Source organism: Pseudomonas sp. FP215 (assembly GCF_030687795.1).
In the GTDB taxonomy this organism is placed as follows: Bacteria; Pseudomonadota; Gammaproteobacteria; order Pseudomonadales; family Pseudomonadaceae; genus Aquipseudomonas; species Aquipseudomonas salmasensis.
Window position 1 is genome coordinate 2160651 of the sequence record NZ_CP117447.1, and the last position, 14407, is coordinate 2175057.

At 60.8% G+C, this 14407-nt stretch carries 11 protein-coding genes and 1 pseudogene; 5 read left to right on the forward strand and 7 right to left on the reverse strand.

The features are described from left to right. Nucleotides 1-33: 33 nt before the first annotated feature. The gene (locus PSH76_RS10020; RefSeq protein WP_305494005.1) at nt 34-888 is read left to right on the forward strand and encodes a hypothetical protein; all 855 of its coding nucleotides are present in this window, start codon (nt 34-36) and stop codon (nt 886-888) included. 20 nt (nt 889-908) lie between these two features. On the opposite strand, the pseudogene PSH76_RS10030 reads toward PSH76_RS10020, so the two are convergent. The 6 genes and pseudogenes from PSH76_RS10030 to PSH76_RS10055 all read right to left on the reverse strand — a co-directional run. Further along, nucleotides 909-1379: pseudogene (locus PSH76_RS10030) on the reverse strand (TolC family protein); the annotation flags it as partial. Then, on the reverse strand, nt 1379-2173 hold the full coding sequence (locus PSH76_RS10035) for a helix-turn-helix transcriptional regulator (RefSeq protein WP_032896393.1): 795 nt from the start codon (nt 2171-2173) through the stop codon (nt 1379-1381). The pseudogene PSH76_RS10030 and the gene PSH76_RS10035, both read right to left, overlap by 1 nt. Nucleotides 2174-2899: 726 nt before the next feature. Then, nucleotides 2900-3178: a hypothetical protein gene (locus PSH76_RS10040; protein ID WP_032896395.1), complete on the reverse strand. Its 279-nt coding sequence runs from the start codon at nt 3176-3178 to the stop codon at nt 2900-2902. 336 nt (nt 3179-3514) lie between these two features. Then, nucleotides 3515-5032 carry a glycosyltransferase family 39 protein gene (locus PSH76_RS10045; protein ID WP_032896397.1) on the reverse strand — a complete coding sequence of 506 codons (1518 nt, stop codon included), beginning with the start codon at nt 5030-5032 and terminating at the stop codon, nt 3515-3517. Nucleotides 5033-5060: 28 nt separating this feature from the next. Beyond that, the gene (gene arnT, locus PSH76_RS10050; protein ID WP_305494006.1) at nt 5061-6716 is read right to left on the reverse strand and encodes a lipid IV(A) 4-amino-4-deoxy-L-arabinosyltransferase; all 1656 of its coding nucleotides are present in this window, start codon (nt 6714-6716) and stop codon (nt 5061-5063) included. A gap of 181 nt (nt 6717-6897) precedes the next feature. Then, on the reverse strand, nt 6898-7578 hold the full coding sequence (locus tag PSH76_RS10055) for a histidine phosphatase family protein (protein ID WP_305494449.1): 681 nt from the start codon (nt 7576-7578) through the stop codon (nt 6898-6900). A 273-nt stretch (nt 7579-7851) separates the two neighbouring features. Between PSH76_RS10055 and PSH76_RS10060 the strand changes: the two genes are divergently transcribed. The 4 genes from PSH76_RS10060 to PSH76_RS10075 all read left to right on the forward strand — a co-directional run bounded on the left by PSH76_RS10060 (nt 7852) and on the right by PSH76_RS10075 (nt 13644). Further along, nucleotides 7852-8520, forward strand: a complete 669-nt coding sequence (locus PSH76_RS10060; protein ID WP_032896402.1) for an ABC transporter ATP-binding protein — start codon at nt 7852-7854, stop codon at nt 8518-8520. A gap of 1 nt (nt 8521) precedes the next feature. Continuing rightward, on the forward strand, nt 8522-10984 hold the full coding sequence (locus tag PSH76_RS10065; protein WP_305494007.1) for an ABC transporter permease: 2463 nt from the start codon (nt 8522-8524) through the stop codon (nt 10982-10984). Further along, nucleotides 10974-12038: a lipocalin-like domain-containing protein gene (locus PSH76_RS10070; protein WP_305494008.1), complete on the forward strand. Its 1065-nt coding sequence runs from the start codon at nt 10974-10976 to the stop codon at nt 12036-12038. The genes PSH76_RS10065 and PSH76_RS10070 overlap by 11 nt, the downstream gene beginning before the upstream one ends. A 169-nt stretch (nt 12039-12207) precedes the next feature. Beyond that, a complete protein-coding gene (locus tag PSH76_RS10075) occupies nt 12208-13644 on the forward strand; it encodes a hypothetical protein (RefSeq protein WP_305494009.1) in 1437 nt (478 codons plus the stop codon). 65 nt (nt 13645-13709) lie between these two features. Here PSH76_RS10075 and PSH76_RS10080 read toward each other — a convergent pair whose 3' ends face one another. After that, a complete protein-coding gene (locus PSH76_RS10080) occupies nt 13710-14381 on the reverse strand; it encodes a sterol desaturase family protein (protein WP_305494010.1) in 672 nt (223 codons plus the stop codon). Nucleotides 14382-14407 lie beyond the last annotated feature (26 nt).

Below are 14407 nucleotides of genomic sequence, written 5' to 3' on the forward strand. Positions count from 1 at the left end.
AAAGTGTTTAGTGAATAATAGGGGTTATTCAACATGTTAGTGTCTTCTGTTAACACTGCTGCTTTTGGTCATGCCAGGGCAAACGATGCCGTCATTTCTCCACATGTTTTGCCCTCCGCCAACGCATCTGCCCCAACTGGAACTTCTGAACAACTCAGTCGCCTGGTCGGCGAATTGGAGCGCTTGTTGGCGCTGTTATCTGCGCGGTTAAAGCCCGACGTCGATTCAACAACTGTGCCTGCGCAGGTGCCCGATAACCGCACCATCAGACGTGACGAGTTCTTGAAAGGTACGCCTGCAAATACGGGCATCAAGCCCGGTGATATTTTCAAAGACTTTTACCAATTGGCCGAAGGTAATTGCGTGACGATATCCGCGATTAAAGCCGCGATGATGAGGTTCGGCCATAACCCTTATGGTATTTACAAAACCATTGAAGACACCGATAGCGGCTATCGCATTGTCATGCGCGATGGGTTCAAGCTGCACATCACCCATGACGAACTGAAGCAGGCCAAGGCCGGCGCCAACTTCGGCACCGACCGGCCCAACGATGTTCTGGTCAATGCGCATTTCCTATATGCCGTCAGTGCCAAACGCGCCTACCTCGAAAATAACGACGGGGAGGCCAACAAGAGTTTTGCCGCCGCCATACGCAGCCTCAATGATGGCGAGTATCCGGGGCAGGCGTTGCGTCGCCTGGGCTTGAAAGACTTCGTGGCGCCCGCAACCCTCCAGGACTTCCTCAACGGCGCCATCGGCACGGTCAACAGCGGGTTTCATTCGATGGCCGCTGTGGGCGGCTTCGTGGACAGTTATGGGCACAAACAGCCGCTGGATAACCGCGACGCGAACCGTTACGCCGCGGTTGGGCTGAAGTTGCTTTAACGCGCAGCCGCCAGGCTCGGCCACTCACTCCACGCACCACCCAGCGCCGTATACAGATTCACCTCGGCGACCAACTGCGCCAGCCGGTCCACGATCAGTGCCTGTTTGCTGAGGCTGCGCACGCGGCCGAACAAATCCAGTTCCTAGGCGCTCAGCCCCAAGGTGGCGGAATAGTTGGAGGTGATCGCTGGGAACAAATCTGCGCGCTGGATACGGTACTGCGCCTGGAACGCCTGGACATTCAGGGCTGCTACCCGCAGGTCGCGGTTGTTGAGCAGCGCATCATTAATCAGCTGTTGCAGCGTCGGGTCGTGGAACAGCTGCTGCCAGTCCCGGTTCTGCGCCAAGTTGCCAGCCTGCACCAGGCGGTAGACGCCGCCTTGGGGGAACTGCGCCGGCGTCGGTGCCGCTGGCCGCTGGTACTCGGGGATCAGCGAGCAACCGCCGAGCATCCAGGCCATGCCGAGGGTGCACAGCGTCTGTTTGTTCATCAGGCGCCCACCATCCATTTGGCCAGGCCATGCCGGCCGCTCACGCCCAGCTTGGCGGCGGCGCGCTTGAGGTAGGTCTCGATCGAGCTGTTTTTGACACTGAGTTTCTGTGCGATTTGCGGCACGGTGCCGCCAGTCAGCAGGCCAAGGCACACCTCCTGTTCCCGCGCCGAAAGGGTGATGTCGCTCAAAGACAAGCGCTTGTAGAACTCACGCTGCAACTGCGATTGTTCCAGCAGGGTATGGGCCGGCTCAGTCTCGGGGTGTGGCGCCTGGCGCAGACACTGGGCGTGCCGCTCCATCAACGGCAACAGCGTGTCCGACAGGCACTTGAGAAACGACAGCTCAGCCAGGGAAAACCCCTGCTGGGTCGGCGGGCGGTAGAACGAAATCACACAGCGTCGATTGCCTTGGCGTGATACCAGGTTGCACTGGTGCGAGGTGCCGCGCGGGTGCGCGCTGTTGGCCTTGGCGTTCATCTGGATCAGCAGCGGGTCTTGCATGTGCAGCATCTGCCGCAACAACGGGTGGTCGTTCAGCGCATGCAGGGTCTGGGGCACAGACAAATCCTTCTTCACCCCGGCGCTGCCCAGTAACTTGATGTCCAGCACGCGGTCGCGCAGTTCATCCAGGGTCCATTCGCTGAGGTCCACCAAGTGAATCGGTACCCACTTGCCCACCAACTGCAACATCGTGGCGGCGAAATGTTCGTCGCCGCTGTTTGAAATCAACTCGCCCATTTCGGCGTAAAAATGCGGGCCGCAGGTGCCGCCAATACTTGGGGTCAGACTCATAGCCATCTCATCCTTGATGTCGAAAACCGTCAACGGTTGCCCAGAGCCTGTGCAGGGCGCTCCGTACTGCTTGAACGTAACTCGGCGTTCGAGATTTTATTTAGCCACAGGGATTTGTCCTACGTATGTAGCGGAAACGAGGGACACAAGCTGCCATAAAAACTGCGCCATTAAACCGACGTTTCTCATGATAAAAGTCGGCTACGTACAGGCGTAAGTTATTTTTATCCTTGGTTAACTTATTGATATAAATGAGGAATTTATAAAATAAAGAGGTTGCCCAGAGGCTCGGGATGGATCCGATGTAGCCAATCTCCTACAACGCTTTAATCGTTTCAGTCATGAACCTTCAGCCCAGGCCTATCCGTCCATTTGAATGTCCGGGTTTCGGGTGTCAGACAAAAGTAAGCAAAACGCTCATGCCACCACTCGGCACCTCGCTTAGGCTCGATGTGCCCGTAATCCGCCAGTGATTTGGGGGGGGCCTAAGATCAAAAGCAGATCAAGAGCGGCTCGCTTCGCATCGTGGTTACCGTCCGTTGTTACAGCCCACAAAGTTGTGTAGATACCTATGCTGCGATGGCATCGACTCGGTTCGCCTGAACTACCAAGGTATTTGCATCAATACCACTGTAGGAGCGAGCTTGCTCGCGAAAAACCTCAACGATAACGCGCGCCTCCTGAATAAACGCAGCGCCTGTGAGTCTTTCGCGAGCAAGCTCGCTCCTACAGAGAGCGATCTACCGTCGTCTTGGCAATCTCCAACAAATGCCACACCGCCAGAATCTTCGCCCGCCCTGGGTTATCCAGCAGCTCGCCACAATCGAGCGCCGTTGCCGAAGCGCTGTCGAGCAAGCTGGCGGTGTAGAGCAAAGCATCTTCAAAACTCAGGTCGTCGTTGACGTTGTGGAAACCCTGGCTTGGCAGGTAATGGTCGATGGCGCGGTTAAAGGCGGCACGGTCTTTTGCAGGATCGAGGGGTGGATCGGGTAGGACTTTATTCATGGTGTAGCTCCGCGTTGGATTAGGAGACGACACCCGTCGCGACTAAACGAGGGTGGCGGCTGTACGCAGGTTAGTCGACCGGCCCAACACGAAACATCCGGCGCACCCGAAGGTGCCCTACGCACAGCCACCATAAAACTCATGGAGACCATGCCGTGTTGGAAGATACGAGCGACTAAACCCGATCACTGATGAGCAGTGACAGACCGCAGACTAGCCACCGATTCCAACCGGCACAAGGCGGCGGGGATTGTCTCGGAAACGTCCTGCAATTTAAAGGGACACGGCTTGCTGGCCCTTTACAAACCATGACAAAAGGCCAGCAAACACAGTGCCTCAGCGTATCCCCGGAACAAACGCCACACTCCCACCCTCACGCGCCTTGAACAACCGCTCCCCATTATCCGGCTGGGTCGTCACCACCTGATGATCCACCCCCAGAAACGCCAACGGTGTCGGCTCGTCCTTGGAATACTGCGCGACGATGATCGTGCGTTGCGGATCAAAGCCCTGGCCGCTGGTTTTTTCCAGCCAGGCCATGAACGCGGCGCTGTTGCCCTGGCGCGGGAAGTCCTGGGTTTCGCTGACGTAGTAGAAGGGCGTGCCGTGGTTTTGCAGGTACATGGGCAGTTTGTTGTCGACCTCCACCAGCACCAGTTGCCATTGGTTCCAGGGCGCGCTTTTTTCTGCCTGGGCTTGCAGGTCGGTGGCGAAGCGGGTGACACCGCCGTTGCCGTTGGTCCAGGGGTAGATCACGCCCAGCACCAGCAAGAGCAGGCCGGCGCTGAGGCCAAAGCCTGTTTGCCAGCGTGGCCAGCTCGAAGGTTTTTTGTGCAGGCGCTCACTCAGCCACCAGGCGCCGAGCAGTTGGGCAAAGGGCACCAGCGGCAACACGTAGTAGCTGCGGCGGCTGCCGCTGGCGGTGAAGAATACAAACAACAGGCCCAGGCCCCACACCAGCCAGCGTACGTTGGGCGGCGCCCTGCGCCAGTTGCGCACGGCCAGCCACAGGCCGAGTAACCAGCAGGGTGCCCAGGGCAGGGTGTAGGCCGGCAGGTAGATCAGGTAGGTGTAGATCGGCCCCATATGGTCGAAGGGGTCGAAGAAGCGCACCACGTTTTCGCGGAACACCAGCTCCAGGCCGCTCTCTCCATAAGTGGGGGCGCCGTAGCGATGGGACAGCACAAAGGGGATCGCGTACACGATGCCTGCGATGAGCAGGGCCAGCACCAGGCGCAGGTTGAGGTGGCGTTTGTAGCGGTGTTCGCTGAGCAGGTGTGGCAACAGCACCAGGCCTGGCAGCACCACACCGATCAAACCCTTGAACAGCGAGGTGGCGGCCAGCAACAGGAAAAACACCGTGTAGCGCCCCAGCCGTGTGTCATCCGGCCCGCGCCAATACCACCACACCGCGGCCAGCACGCCGCACACGGTGAGTACATCGGCGGTGGCCACGCGGGCCCAGAACAGGAAGTAGAAGGTGGTGGCGAGCATCCACCCGGCGATCAGCCCGGTGCCTTTGCGAAACAGGCGTTCACCGATCAGGTACACCAGCCAGATGCTCAACCACGCGGCAATCACCGATGACAGGCGCAGCGACCACGGGCCGAGGCCGCCCAGCAGGTGGGAAAACCCGGTGATCAGCCAGTAGGAGGGCAGGGGCTTGTCGTAATACGGCGTGCCTTTGAGGTACGGGTCGAAATAGTCACCGCTTTGCAGCATCTGCAAGGCGATATTCGCCCAGCGCGTTTCCGGCCCCCACAGGTCGCGGCTGCCCAGTCCCAGCAAAAGCAGCAAGGCCGAGACGCCCAGCAGTAAAGCCAGGGCGCCGCGTTCGGTTTTCCAGAAACTCATGGGATGTTCCCTGTGGCAGGCGCTGCATTCAAGGGTGTTGGGGGTAAATCGTCAGCACCAGGTCGCCCTTGCGATAACGTTTTCCACCGGGGGGTAATTGCCCTTCTTCGCGGTGTTCGCTGGTGCTCTTGACCTGCATCAGCACGCCGACCGAACCCTGCTGGCGTGCCTCGGCCAGCCAGGCCTGGACGCTGTCCAGCGTGACTTTGCGCTGTGCCGCGTCTTGGTAGTTCAAGCCGTAGCGCAGCTCGCCCTGGGTGTTATAAAACGCCACGTCGGGCCGGCGCAGGCGCCAGGTCAAGGCCGATGCCAGCCCCAGGTCATTGCTCAGCAAAGCACGGGTAGGTTGCAGTTCGTCCAGATGCTCCTGCACGAATTGGTCGGGCATTTCGTTATCTTCGATCAGGGCCGGCATGCCCGCCGGTAGCAGTGCCACCAGCAAGCCAATGCCGAGGGCGGGCATCGCCCATAACGTCAGCGGGCGCACCGCTTGCAGCAAGTTGGCGAGGATCCAGCCCAGCAGCACGATAAACGTCAGCGACAGGTTGAACATCTCTGCGTGGCTATTGGCGTACAGCGGGCGGGTGATTTGCAGGTAAATCAGCGCCACCATGGCCGTCATGCCAAGCACGAAATTGAGCGCGCCGTTGATGACCAGCGGGCGCGGCTTGCCTTGCTTGATCAGGTCGATCAAGCCGTGGCCCATCAACAGCGCCAGGGGCAACAGGCACGGCATGATGTAGGTCGGCAACTTGCCTTTGCTCAGGCTGAAAAAGCCCAGGGGCAGCAGCAGCCACAGGGCGAGAAAGGCAATCGCCGGCTGGCGCCTTTCCTGCCAGGTCTTGAGCAGGGTGCCAGGTAACAAGGCAGCCCACGGCAGGCACGCCACCACCATGATCGGCAGGAAGAACCACACCGGCCGTGCATGCTGTGCATCGTCGGCGGCAAAGCGGCGGATGTGCTCATGCCAGAAAAAGAAATGCCAGTAATCCGGTTCGCGCAGGTGGATCGCCAGGGCCCATGGCAGGCATACCAGCACGGCAACCAGCACCGCCAACGGCCCGTAGCGCATCAACTCACCGACGCGACGCTGCCAGATGAGGTAGGGCACGGCGATCAAGACCGGCAGCAGCCAGGCCAGGAAGCCCTTGGTCATGAACCCCATGGCGCAGGCCACGCCCAACACTGCCCAGGCACCCAGGCGTTCCCGTGGCGTGCGGCAGTCCAGGGCAAACCACAACGCCACCAGGCTCAGGTTCACCCACAGCGTGAATTGCGGGTCGAGGTTGGCATACCCGGCTTGCCCGGCTACCAGGCCAAAACTCAGGTAGAGCAGGGCGCAGGCAAAGCTCTTGCGCGGGTCGTTCCACACGCGCCGGGCGAGCAGGTAGGCCAGCACTACACTCAGGCACGTACTCAGCACTGAGGCGATGCGCACACCGAAGAGGTTTTCACCGAACACCGCCTGGCCGAGGGCGATGAGCCAATAGCCGGCGGCGGGCTTCTCGAAATAACGCACGCCCATGAAGTGCGGCGCCACCCAGTTGCCGCTCATCAGCATTTCCTGGCTGACCTGGGCGTAGCGGGTTTCGTCTGGCGTCCATAAACCGTGAAAGCCCAGGGGCAACAAGATGAACACGGCAACGCCCAGCAATAGCCAGGCCAAAGGGTTTACGCGGGGCATGCGCACATCGCTCCATAACGTTCAAGTACGGGCAATGGCGGTATTAACTTAATAGGGTGAAGCATCGTAAGGGTCACTAAGTAGTTGTAGGAAAACATAACTAACAGGCGCGACTAAACATGCCAGAACAGGGCTGTCGTTTTGCTGAACACGTTGTGGCTTAATATGTAAACAAGTGTAATTAAAGTTGTTTGAGTGCGGCGCTCCACTCTTCGCTATTCATGGTGCCCATGGCCTTGAAGGTGCCGTTGGGCAGCACCTTGACGAACAGTGCGCTGCCGTACTCGGCGGCGGCCGCATGGGGGAAGCCCAGGCTGGTCTGGAAGTCGTTCATGCAGGCGCTGTGGGTGATCAGCATCAGGTTGCGTCCCGGTTGTTTGTGGCCGAGGATTTCATCGCCCATGGCGTCGCCGCAGATGGCCAGCGGGCCGGGGGACAGCTCGGTCTTGCCGAACATGAACAGTGACGTCTGGGCGGTTCGCGTGGTCGGGCTGCTGAGCACGTCGGTCAGGGCCATGCCCAGTGAGTCAAAGGCTTTGCCCAGTTCGACGGCGCGTTGAGTGCCGTTGATGGTCAGGCCATCGGCGGGGCCGAAGCAGGGGTTGGCCGAGCGGTCGCAGCGCTCTTCATGGCGCACCAGCACCACCAGTTCGCCCTCGCGCCAGCTGGTGAGCACCCCGGAGGTCAGCAGGCGATTGCCCACGCCCAGGTCCAGCGGCGAGCTGGGCCAGAATAAAAAGCCCACGAACAACAAGGCGGTAACGCAGATGCCAAGCAGGTGCAGGCGGTATTTTCTCAGGCGTTTTAACCTAGACCTTTTAGGTTGGCGGTTGGCCAGGATCATGTCTGCCACGCGGTTCACCCTCGGCATTGTTTATTGTGTTTATAAAAAGGTTGCATGACGGGGCAGTTGCCCTTAGTGAGGCAGGAGACTGTCACAGCACTGCTGTCTTTTTGCTGAACACTTGCATGGTGAGAGTGTCACTGAATTAACTAAGAAGTTGTCGGTTACCACGAGTTGGCGGGCACTTTAAAGTACGGTGGATGGGCAGGCGGTGAAATCCATGTGAAAAATTTGCGTGGGCAGGAGCGTCAGCCGTTATTCTCATTGCGGTTCCTTCAGATGAGCGTTCTTATGTTGCAGGTGCAAGGTGTTGTAAAAAACTACGCGACCCCGCAAGGCCCGCTGGCCGTCCTGGCCGGCGTCGACCTGCACCTGGGCGAGCGCAGCAGCCTGGCGCTGATGGGTGAATCGGGCAGCGGCAAAAGCACCTTGCTGCACCTGGTGGCCGGGCTGGATCGAGTGGACGGCGGCAGCATCCGCATCGGCGAGCAGCGCCTCGACCAACTCAACGAAGGGCAACTGGCCCATTGGCGCCGTACGCAAATCGGCTTGGTCTTCCAACAGTTCAACCTGATCGGCAGCTTGCGCGTGGAAGACAACCTGGCGTTCCAGGCGCGGCTGGCGGGGCGTTTTGATCCGCACTGGCAAGCGCAATTGGTGGAGCGCCTGGGGCTGGGCGATTTGCTGCGGCGTTACCCCGAACAACTCTCCGGTGGCCAGCAGCAACGGGTTGCTGTGGGGCGGGCGCTGGCCTCGCGGCCGGGTTTGTTACTGGCCGACGAGCCCACCGGCAACCTCGACGAAGCCACCAGCGATGAAGTGCTGCAACTGCTGTTGGACCTGCTGCGAGACAGCCCCACCAGCCTGCTGATGGTCACCCATAGCCCACGCCTGGCCGCACGGCTTGACCGGCAAGTGGTGCTGCACCGTGGCCGTGTCGTGCCGATGGACGCTCGCTGAGATGGCGCTGTTTTACTGGACGCTGCGCGCATTGCTGAGCCACTGGCGGCGCCATCCGGTGCAATTTTTCAGCGTGCTCACCGGCTTGTGGCTGGCCACCGCGCTTCTCACCGGCGTACAGGCCCTCAACAGCCAGGCGCGGGACAGCTACGCACGCGCCAGCCAACTGATCGGTGGCGAACCCCAAGCCAGCCTGGTTGCGCCGGACGCCGCCAGTTTCCCCCAAGCACTGTTTGCCGAGCTGCGCCGCGCCGGTTGGCCGGTCTCCCCGGTGGTGCAGGGGCGAGTGGTGCTCCAGGGGCGTGAGCAACAGCGCCTGCAATTGATGGGCATCGAGCCGGTGTCGTTGCCCGGCAGCGGCAGCGTAGCGGGGCAGCGCTTGAGCCAGGCGCAGATGCTGGCGTTTTTCGAGCCGCCGGGGCGTACCTGGGTCGCTGCGCAAACGTTAGAGGCGCTGGGGTTGCAGGCGGGCGAGCAGCCGCTGACGTCCACCGGGCAGCGCCTGCCACCGTTGCAGGTACAGGCCGATATGGCGCCCGGTCTGCTGCTGACCGATATCAGTTTTGCCCAACCTCTGCTCAACATGCCTGGGCGCCTGTCGCGCTTACTGGTGGACAACACTTTCGCCGCCCGCCATCCCACGCCACCCGCTGCGTTGCAACTCAAGCAGGGCGAAGACAATAACCTGTCACGTCTCACCGAAAGCTTTCACCTGAACCTGGATGCGGTGGGCTTTTTATCCTTTGTGGTGGGGCTGTTTATCGTGCATGCGGCCATCGGCTTGGCGCTGGAGCAGCGCCGCAGCCTGCTGCGAACCTTGCGCGCCTGTGGGGTCAGTGCACGCATGCTGATCCTGAGCCTGGGTGTTGAATTGGGGTGTTTGGCGCTGTTGAGCGGTGTGTTCGGTATCGCCAGCGGTTACTTGCTGGCCAGCCTGTTGCTGCCGGATGTCGCCGCCAGTTTGCGCGGCCTGTACGGCGCCGAAGTCGCCGGTCAATTGAACTTGAGCCCCTGGTGGTGGCTGGCCGGCCTGGGCGTGAGCCTGCTGGGCGCGTTGCTTGCCGGGGCCAGCAGCCTGTGGCGCGCGGCGCGTTTGCCGTTACTGGCGCTGGCCAACGCCCAGGCCTGGCATCAAGCCCATGGGCGCTGGCTGCGGCGCCAGGGCTGGGTGGCATCCGCCGCCTTGCTGATCGCGTTGCTGGCACTGTGGCTGGGCGATAGCCTGGCTGCCGGGTTTGTGCTGATGGCGACCTTGCTGTTGGGTGCGGCGTTGGCGTTACCGGTGCTGCTCAACGGGTTATTGAAAGCAGTGCTGGGGCGTAGCCGCTCGGTGCTGGGCCAGTGGTTTCTGGCCGATTGCCGCCAACAACTGCCGGCCTTGAGCCTGGCGCTGATGGCGTTGCTGTTGGCCCTGGCGGCGAATATCGGTGCCGGTTCCATGACCTCGGGCTTTCGCCAGACCTTCACCCATTGGCTGGAGCAGCGTCTCACCGCCGAGCTGTACCTCAACCCGCAAAATCCGCAGCAGGCCGAGCAACTCAAAGCATGGTTGACCCGCCAGCCCCTGGTGCAGGCCGTATTGCCCGCCTGGCAGGTATCGGTGCAACTGCAAGGCTGGCCTGCGGAGGTGTTCGGTGTGGTCGACAACCCCACTTATCGTCAACACTGGCCGCTGCTGGAGGCGGCGGACGCGCCTTGGGATCGCTTGCTGCAAGACGACAGCCTGATGCTCAGCGAACAACTGGCGCGACGCCTGAAGGTGCAACTGGGCGACACGGTTTCCATCCCCACTCCACAGGGCACCTGGGCGCCGAAGATCGTCGGCATCTACGCCGACTACGGCAACCCCAAGGGCCATCTGCTGGTCAATGCCCAGCACCTGTTGGCGCATTGGCCGACGCTCTCACCGGCACGCTTCAACCTGCGGGTGGCGCCCGCCGACGTGCCGCCGCTGATCCGTGAAGTGCAGCGTGAATTCGCCCTGGAAGACAGCCGCATCGTCGATCAACAGCAACTCAAGGGTTGGTCCAGCCAGGTCTTCGAACGCACCTTCGCCGCCACCGCCGCGTTGAACAGCCTGACCCTTGGCGTCGCCGGCGTGGCGTTGTTCATCAGCCTGCTGACCCAGAGCCAAAGCCGCCTCGGCCAACTCGCGCCGTTGTGGGCGCTGGGCGTGACGCGCCGACAATTGATGCTGCTCAACCTCAGCCAGACCTGGCTGCTGGCGGTACTCACGTTGATCCTGGCGTTGCCGCTCGGGCTGTTGCTGGCGTGGTGCCTGGATGCGGTGATCAACGTGCAGGCCTTCGGCTGGCGCCTGCCGCTGCAGGTATTCCCCGGCCAGCTTGCGCAATTGCTGGGGCTGGCGATGCTCGCCACCTTGCTCGCGTCGGCCTGGCCGTTATGGCAGTTGTACCGCAGCCGCCCGGCGGATTTGTTGAGGACGTTCGCCCATGAAGATTAAGGCACTGGTGTGCATCGCCTGGTTACTGCTGAGCGGGTGCGACCAGGCGCCCGCACCCGAGGACAGTTTCGCCGGGCTGGGCAGCGATGCGGCGGACTTTGCCCAGGTGGTAACCGGCAAAGTCTTCAGCTTCCCCGAGGATCACGGGCCCCATGACGGCTTTCGTATCGAATGGTGGTACGTCACCGCCAACCTCAAGGATGCCCAAGGCAATGTCTTCGGCGTGCAATGGACGCTATTTCGCAATGCGTTGAAGGCCGGCCCTGTTGAACCGGGCTGGCGCGATTCAACCGTGTGGCTCGGCCACGCCGCCGTCACCTCGGCCACCCGCCACTACGCCGCCGAACGCCTGGCCCGAGGTGGCGTCGGCCAGGCCGGGGCCCAGGCGCTGCCGTTCAACGCCTGGATCGACGACTGGACCTTCGCCACCCGCCCCGGCGCTTCCAGCCCCCTGGCCGACATGCAACTCAAGGCCAGCGGCGCGCAATTTGCCTACGACCTGCACCTCACCTCCAGCCGTCCATTGGTACTGCAAGGCGATGGCGGTTACAGTCGCAAATCCGACCAGGGCCAGGCGTCGTACTACTACAGCCAACCGTTTTTCACCGCCAGTGGCAGCGTCAGCCTCGACGGCCACACCTACCAAGTCAGCGGCCCGGCCTGGCTCGACCGCGAATGGAGCAGCCAACCCCTGGCCGCCAGCCAGAACGGCTGGGATTGGTTCTCCCTGCACCTGGACCGCGGCGCGCAATTGATGCTGTTTCGCGTGCGGGAGAAAGACAGCGACGGTTACCTCACCGGCACCTGGATCGACGCCCAGGGCCACACCGAGACCTTGCACAACAGCGATATCCAACTCACACCGCTGACCACCACGACCATCGACGGGCGCAACATTCCCACACGCTGGTCGCTGAAAATTCCCGGCAAACAGCTGGATATCACCACCGAGGCCGTCAACCCGAAGGCGTGGATGGACCTGGGTATTCCGTATTGGGAAGGGCCGGTGCGGTTTGAGGGTGGGGTGGGGTATTTGGAGATGACGGGGTATTAGGGTGCTACAGCTAAGTTAGTTTTGCCCTACGACTGGACGAGAAACACTCTTACTGATTTTTCAAAAAACACTGTACATGCATACAGTTTTTGTCTTAAATTCCATCCCAGGTGACCGGATGTCACCGGTTACCTGAGCTTCAATTTTTTAACTATGGATGGATAAAAAAATGAAATCGAAAAAAGCCTTTATGCTAGGCGCGGCCATGATGGCCTGCTGCTTTGTTTCGGCCTTTGCCCTGGCTGATCAAGCGCCTGCGAAACTCAGTGCCGAAGCGGTCAAGCAGGCCGTGAACAAAGCGCTCAAGTCCGGCGGCAAGCTGGACGCCTCGAAGGTTTCGGCCGAACTCAAGAAAAAACTGCTGGTGGCCAAATCCGGTCAATCCAAAGCGGTGACCAAAGCCCTCAAGGCCGAGCCGTTCGACAGCGTGGTGAGTGAGTTGAAAAAGCCGGCGCAAGGCGCATTGAAAGGTGCGGCTATCGCGGCGTTTGAACCGCTGTTTCCAACCTTGGATATCAATACGCTTTACACCGTCGATGCGGTGCAGGCTGGTAACGAGTTTGCCTACCACTTCAACCTGCTGCAGAACGCGCGAGTGCAGGTGCAACTGGTCAACCAGAGCGCAGGCGCGGATATGTCCCTGACCCTGTTTCAGGATGACGGCCAGGGCAACCTGAGTGTGGTGGGTACGTCGGATGCTGCAGGCAATGCCGATGAATACCTCAACGGTGTGCTGCCGGCCGGCGACTACTACTGGTACATGGTGGCTAAGGCTGCCAATAACGCGCAGTTCAGTTTCGGCGTGGCGGTGGAAAGCAACATCGACGCGTTCGAGCCCAACGACAGCGCGCAAACCGCGTTCGTATTGCCCGATTCGATGAACAAGGTCAGCGGCAATCTCGACAGCGCCAACGATGTCGATTACTTCGACTTCGCGGCGGTACGTGGCCAAAGCGTGAGCATGTACCTGGCGGGCGACGAGAACGGCAGCCGAAACCAGTGGATCTTCGACCGTTTTGATGGCGCCAACTGGGTCACCGTGCCGGCCGGTTCTACCTCGACCTACCCGAGCGTCGCGCCGGGCACCACGGTGAAGGTGCGTGTGCGGGCCAACCCGGCGGTGGCACAGGACCCGAGCAAGTATTACCAACTGAGCCTGGGTTCCACACCGCGCTTGAACACCAGCAGTGTCAAAGGTGACAACATCGTGCGGGTGACGGAAGTGTGGCTGGCCACGCAAACCGCTCGGGTGTTGAACTGGTCGACGCAGTGGTCGGACTCCACCGGTGCCCCGCTGCTGGGGGTCACGCCGGTATTGCGCGTCGATAACCACTTCGTCGACCTGAACTACCGTTGGGTTGACTACAAAGCAACCACCAACAGCGCGGGTGTATCCGAGGCCACGGCTAATATCGGTACTTGCTTTGGTGATTACACAACGGTGATCAACGACAGCAGCACGGGTGTGCCGTACAAGTGGAGAACCACCTACAACGAGGGGGGCTGGCGCATTGAGCTGGCTGAGTTCCCTGGCGTGGGCGTCGGCGGTGAGAATGTGCAATACGTCAGCCTGGGGCATATCTGCACCCAGGACATCATCCACTGACAGGGTGATGTGAAGTAGAAGGGGCAGCCTCCAGGGCTGCCCCTTTTTTTATTTCGTTTTCCTGATCATTTCTGACGGTCGTGAGGACGCGGCTCCCAATACAAGGTGCCAAACAGATAGTCCATCAACGGCAGCACGATATTGAAATTGCGCCCCTGCATCAGCTCACGACGGTGGTGCAAGGCGTGCAGGCGATGCATCTGGCGAATCCATGGCAGGCGCGCCACCGGGTGTTCGGCAGGCAGGTGTTCGCAGGCATGGAACACTTCGTAGAGCAGGTAGCCAAGGATCATGCAGCCTGCAAACAGGCCGGCAACGTTGGGGCTCAGTTGGCTGAGCAGCCACCAGGCGGGGAGGGTGATGGCCAGGCTGTGCAGCACGATCAGCCAAGCCGGAAACAGAATGACGCGCCAATCGCGGGGGCTGTCGTAGGTCATGTGATCAGGGGTGAAGAAACTATGGTGATCGCCAGTGTGGCGTGCGTAGAACAGCCGGGCGAATGCATGTTTGTGATGGCCCAGGTGGCGGTGCACGAGGTAGATGCACAGGTTGAAGAACAGTAGGGTCAGGGGCACGGTCAGCCACTGCAGGGCGGTGATATCGGCGGTGGACGACCAGGCCAGCGTGATGCAGGCGATGCCGTAGACAAGCACGAATGCGGCGTGCAGCCAGGGGTTGTAACGCGGGTTGACGCTTGCGCGGTAACGGGCGCGAAAGGTCTCGGTGGGATGGGGCATGGCTGGCTGCTCGCTGTGTTTTTATT

What these genes read in the sequence shown, in the direction of transcription:
- arnT (WP_305494006.1), bottom strand. Translation starts at nt 6,716, where the DNA reads ATGCCCCGCGTAAACCCTTTGGCCTGGCTATTGCTGGGCGTTGCCGTG.
- PSH76_RS10075 (WP_305494009.1), top strand. Translation starts at nt 12,208, where the DNA reads ATGAAATCGAAAAAAGCCTTTATGCTAGGCGCGGCCATGATGGCCTGC.
- PSH76_RS10060 (WP_032896402.1), top strand. Translation starts at nt 7,852, where the DNA reads ATGTTGCAGGTGCAAGGTGTTGTAAAAAACTACGCGACCCCGCAAGGC.
- PSH76_RS10035 (WP_032896393.1), bottom strand. Translation starts at nt 2,173, where the DNA reads ATGAGTCTGACCCCAAGTATTGGCGGCACCTGCGGCCCGCATTTTTAC.
- PSH76_RS10080 (WP_305494010.1), bottom strand. Translation starts at nt 14,381, where the DNA reads ATGCCCCATCCCACCGAGACCTTTCGCGCCCGTTACCGCGCAAGCGTC.
- PSH76_RS10045 (WP_032896397.1), bottom strand. Translation starts at nt 5,032, where the DNA reads ATGAGTTTCTGGAAAACCGAACGCGGCGCCCTGGCTTTACTGCTGGGC.
- PSH76_RS10040 (WP_032896395.1), bottom strand. Translation starts at nt 3,178, where the DNA reads ATGAATAAAGTCCTACCCGATCCACCCCTCGATCCTGCAAAAGACCGT.
- PSH76_RS10065 (WP_305494007.1), top strand. Translation starts at nt 8,522, where the DNA reads ATGGCGCTGTTTTACTGGACGCTGCGCGCATTGCTGAGCCACTGGCGG.
- PSH76_RS10020 (WP_305494005.1), top strand. Translation starts at nt 34, where the DNA reads ATGTTAGTGTCTTCTGTTAACACTGCTGCTTTTGGTCATGCCAGGGCA.
- PSH76_RS10070 (WP_305494008.1), top strand. Translation starts at nt 10,974, where the DNA reads ATGAAGATTAAGGCACTGGTGTGCATCGCCTGGTTACTGCTGAGCGGG.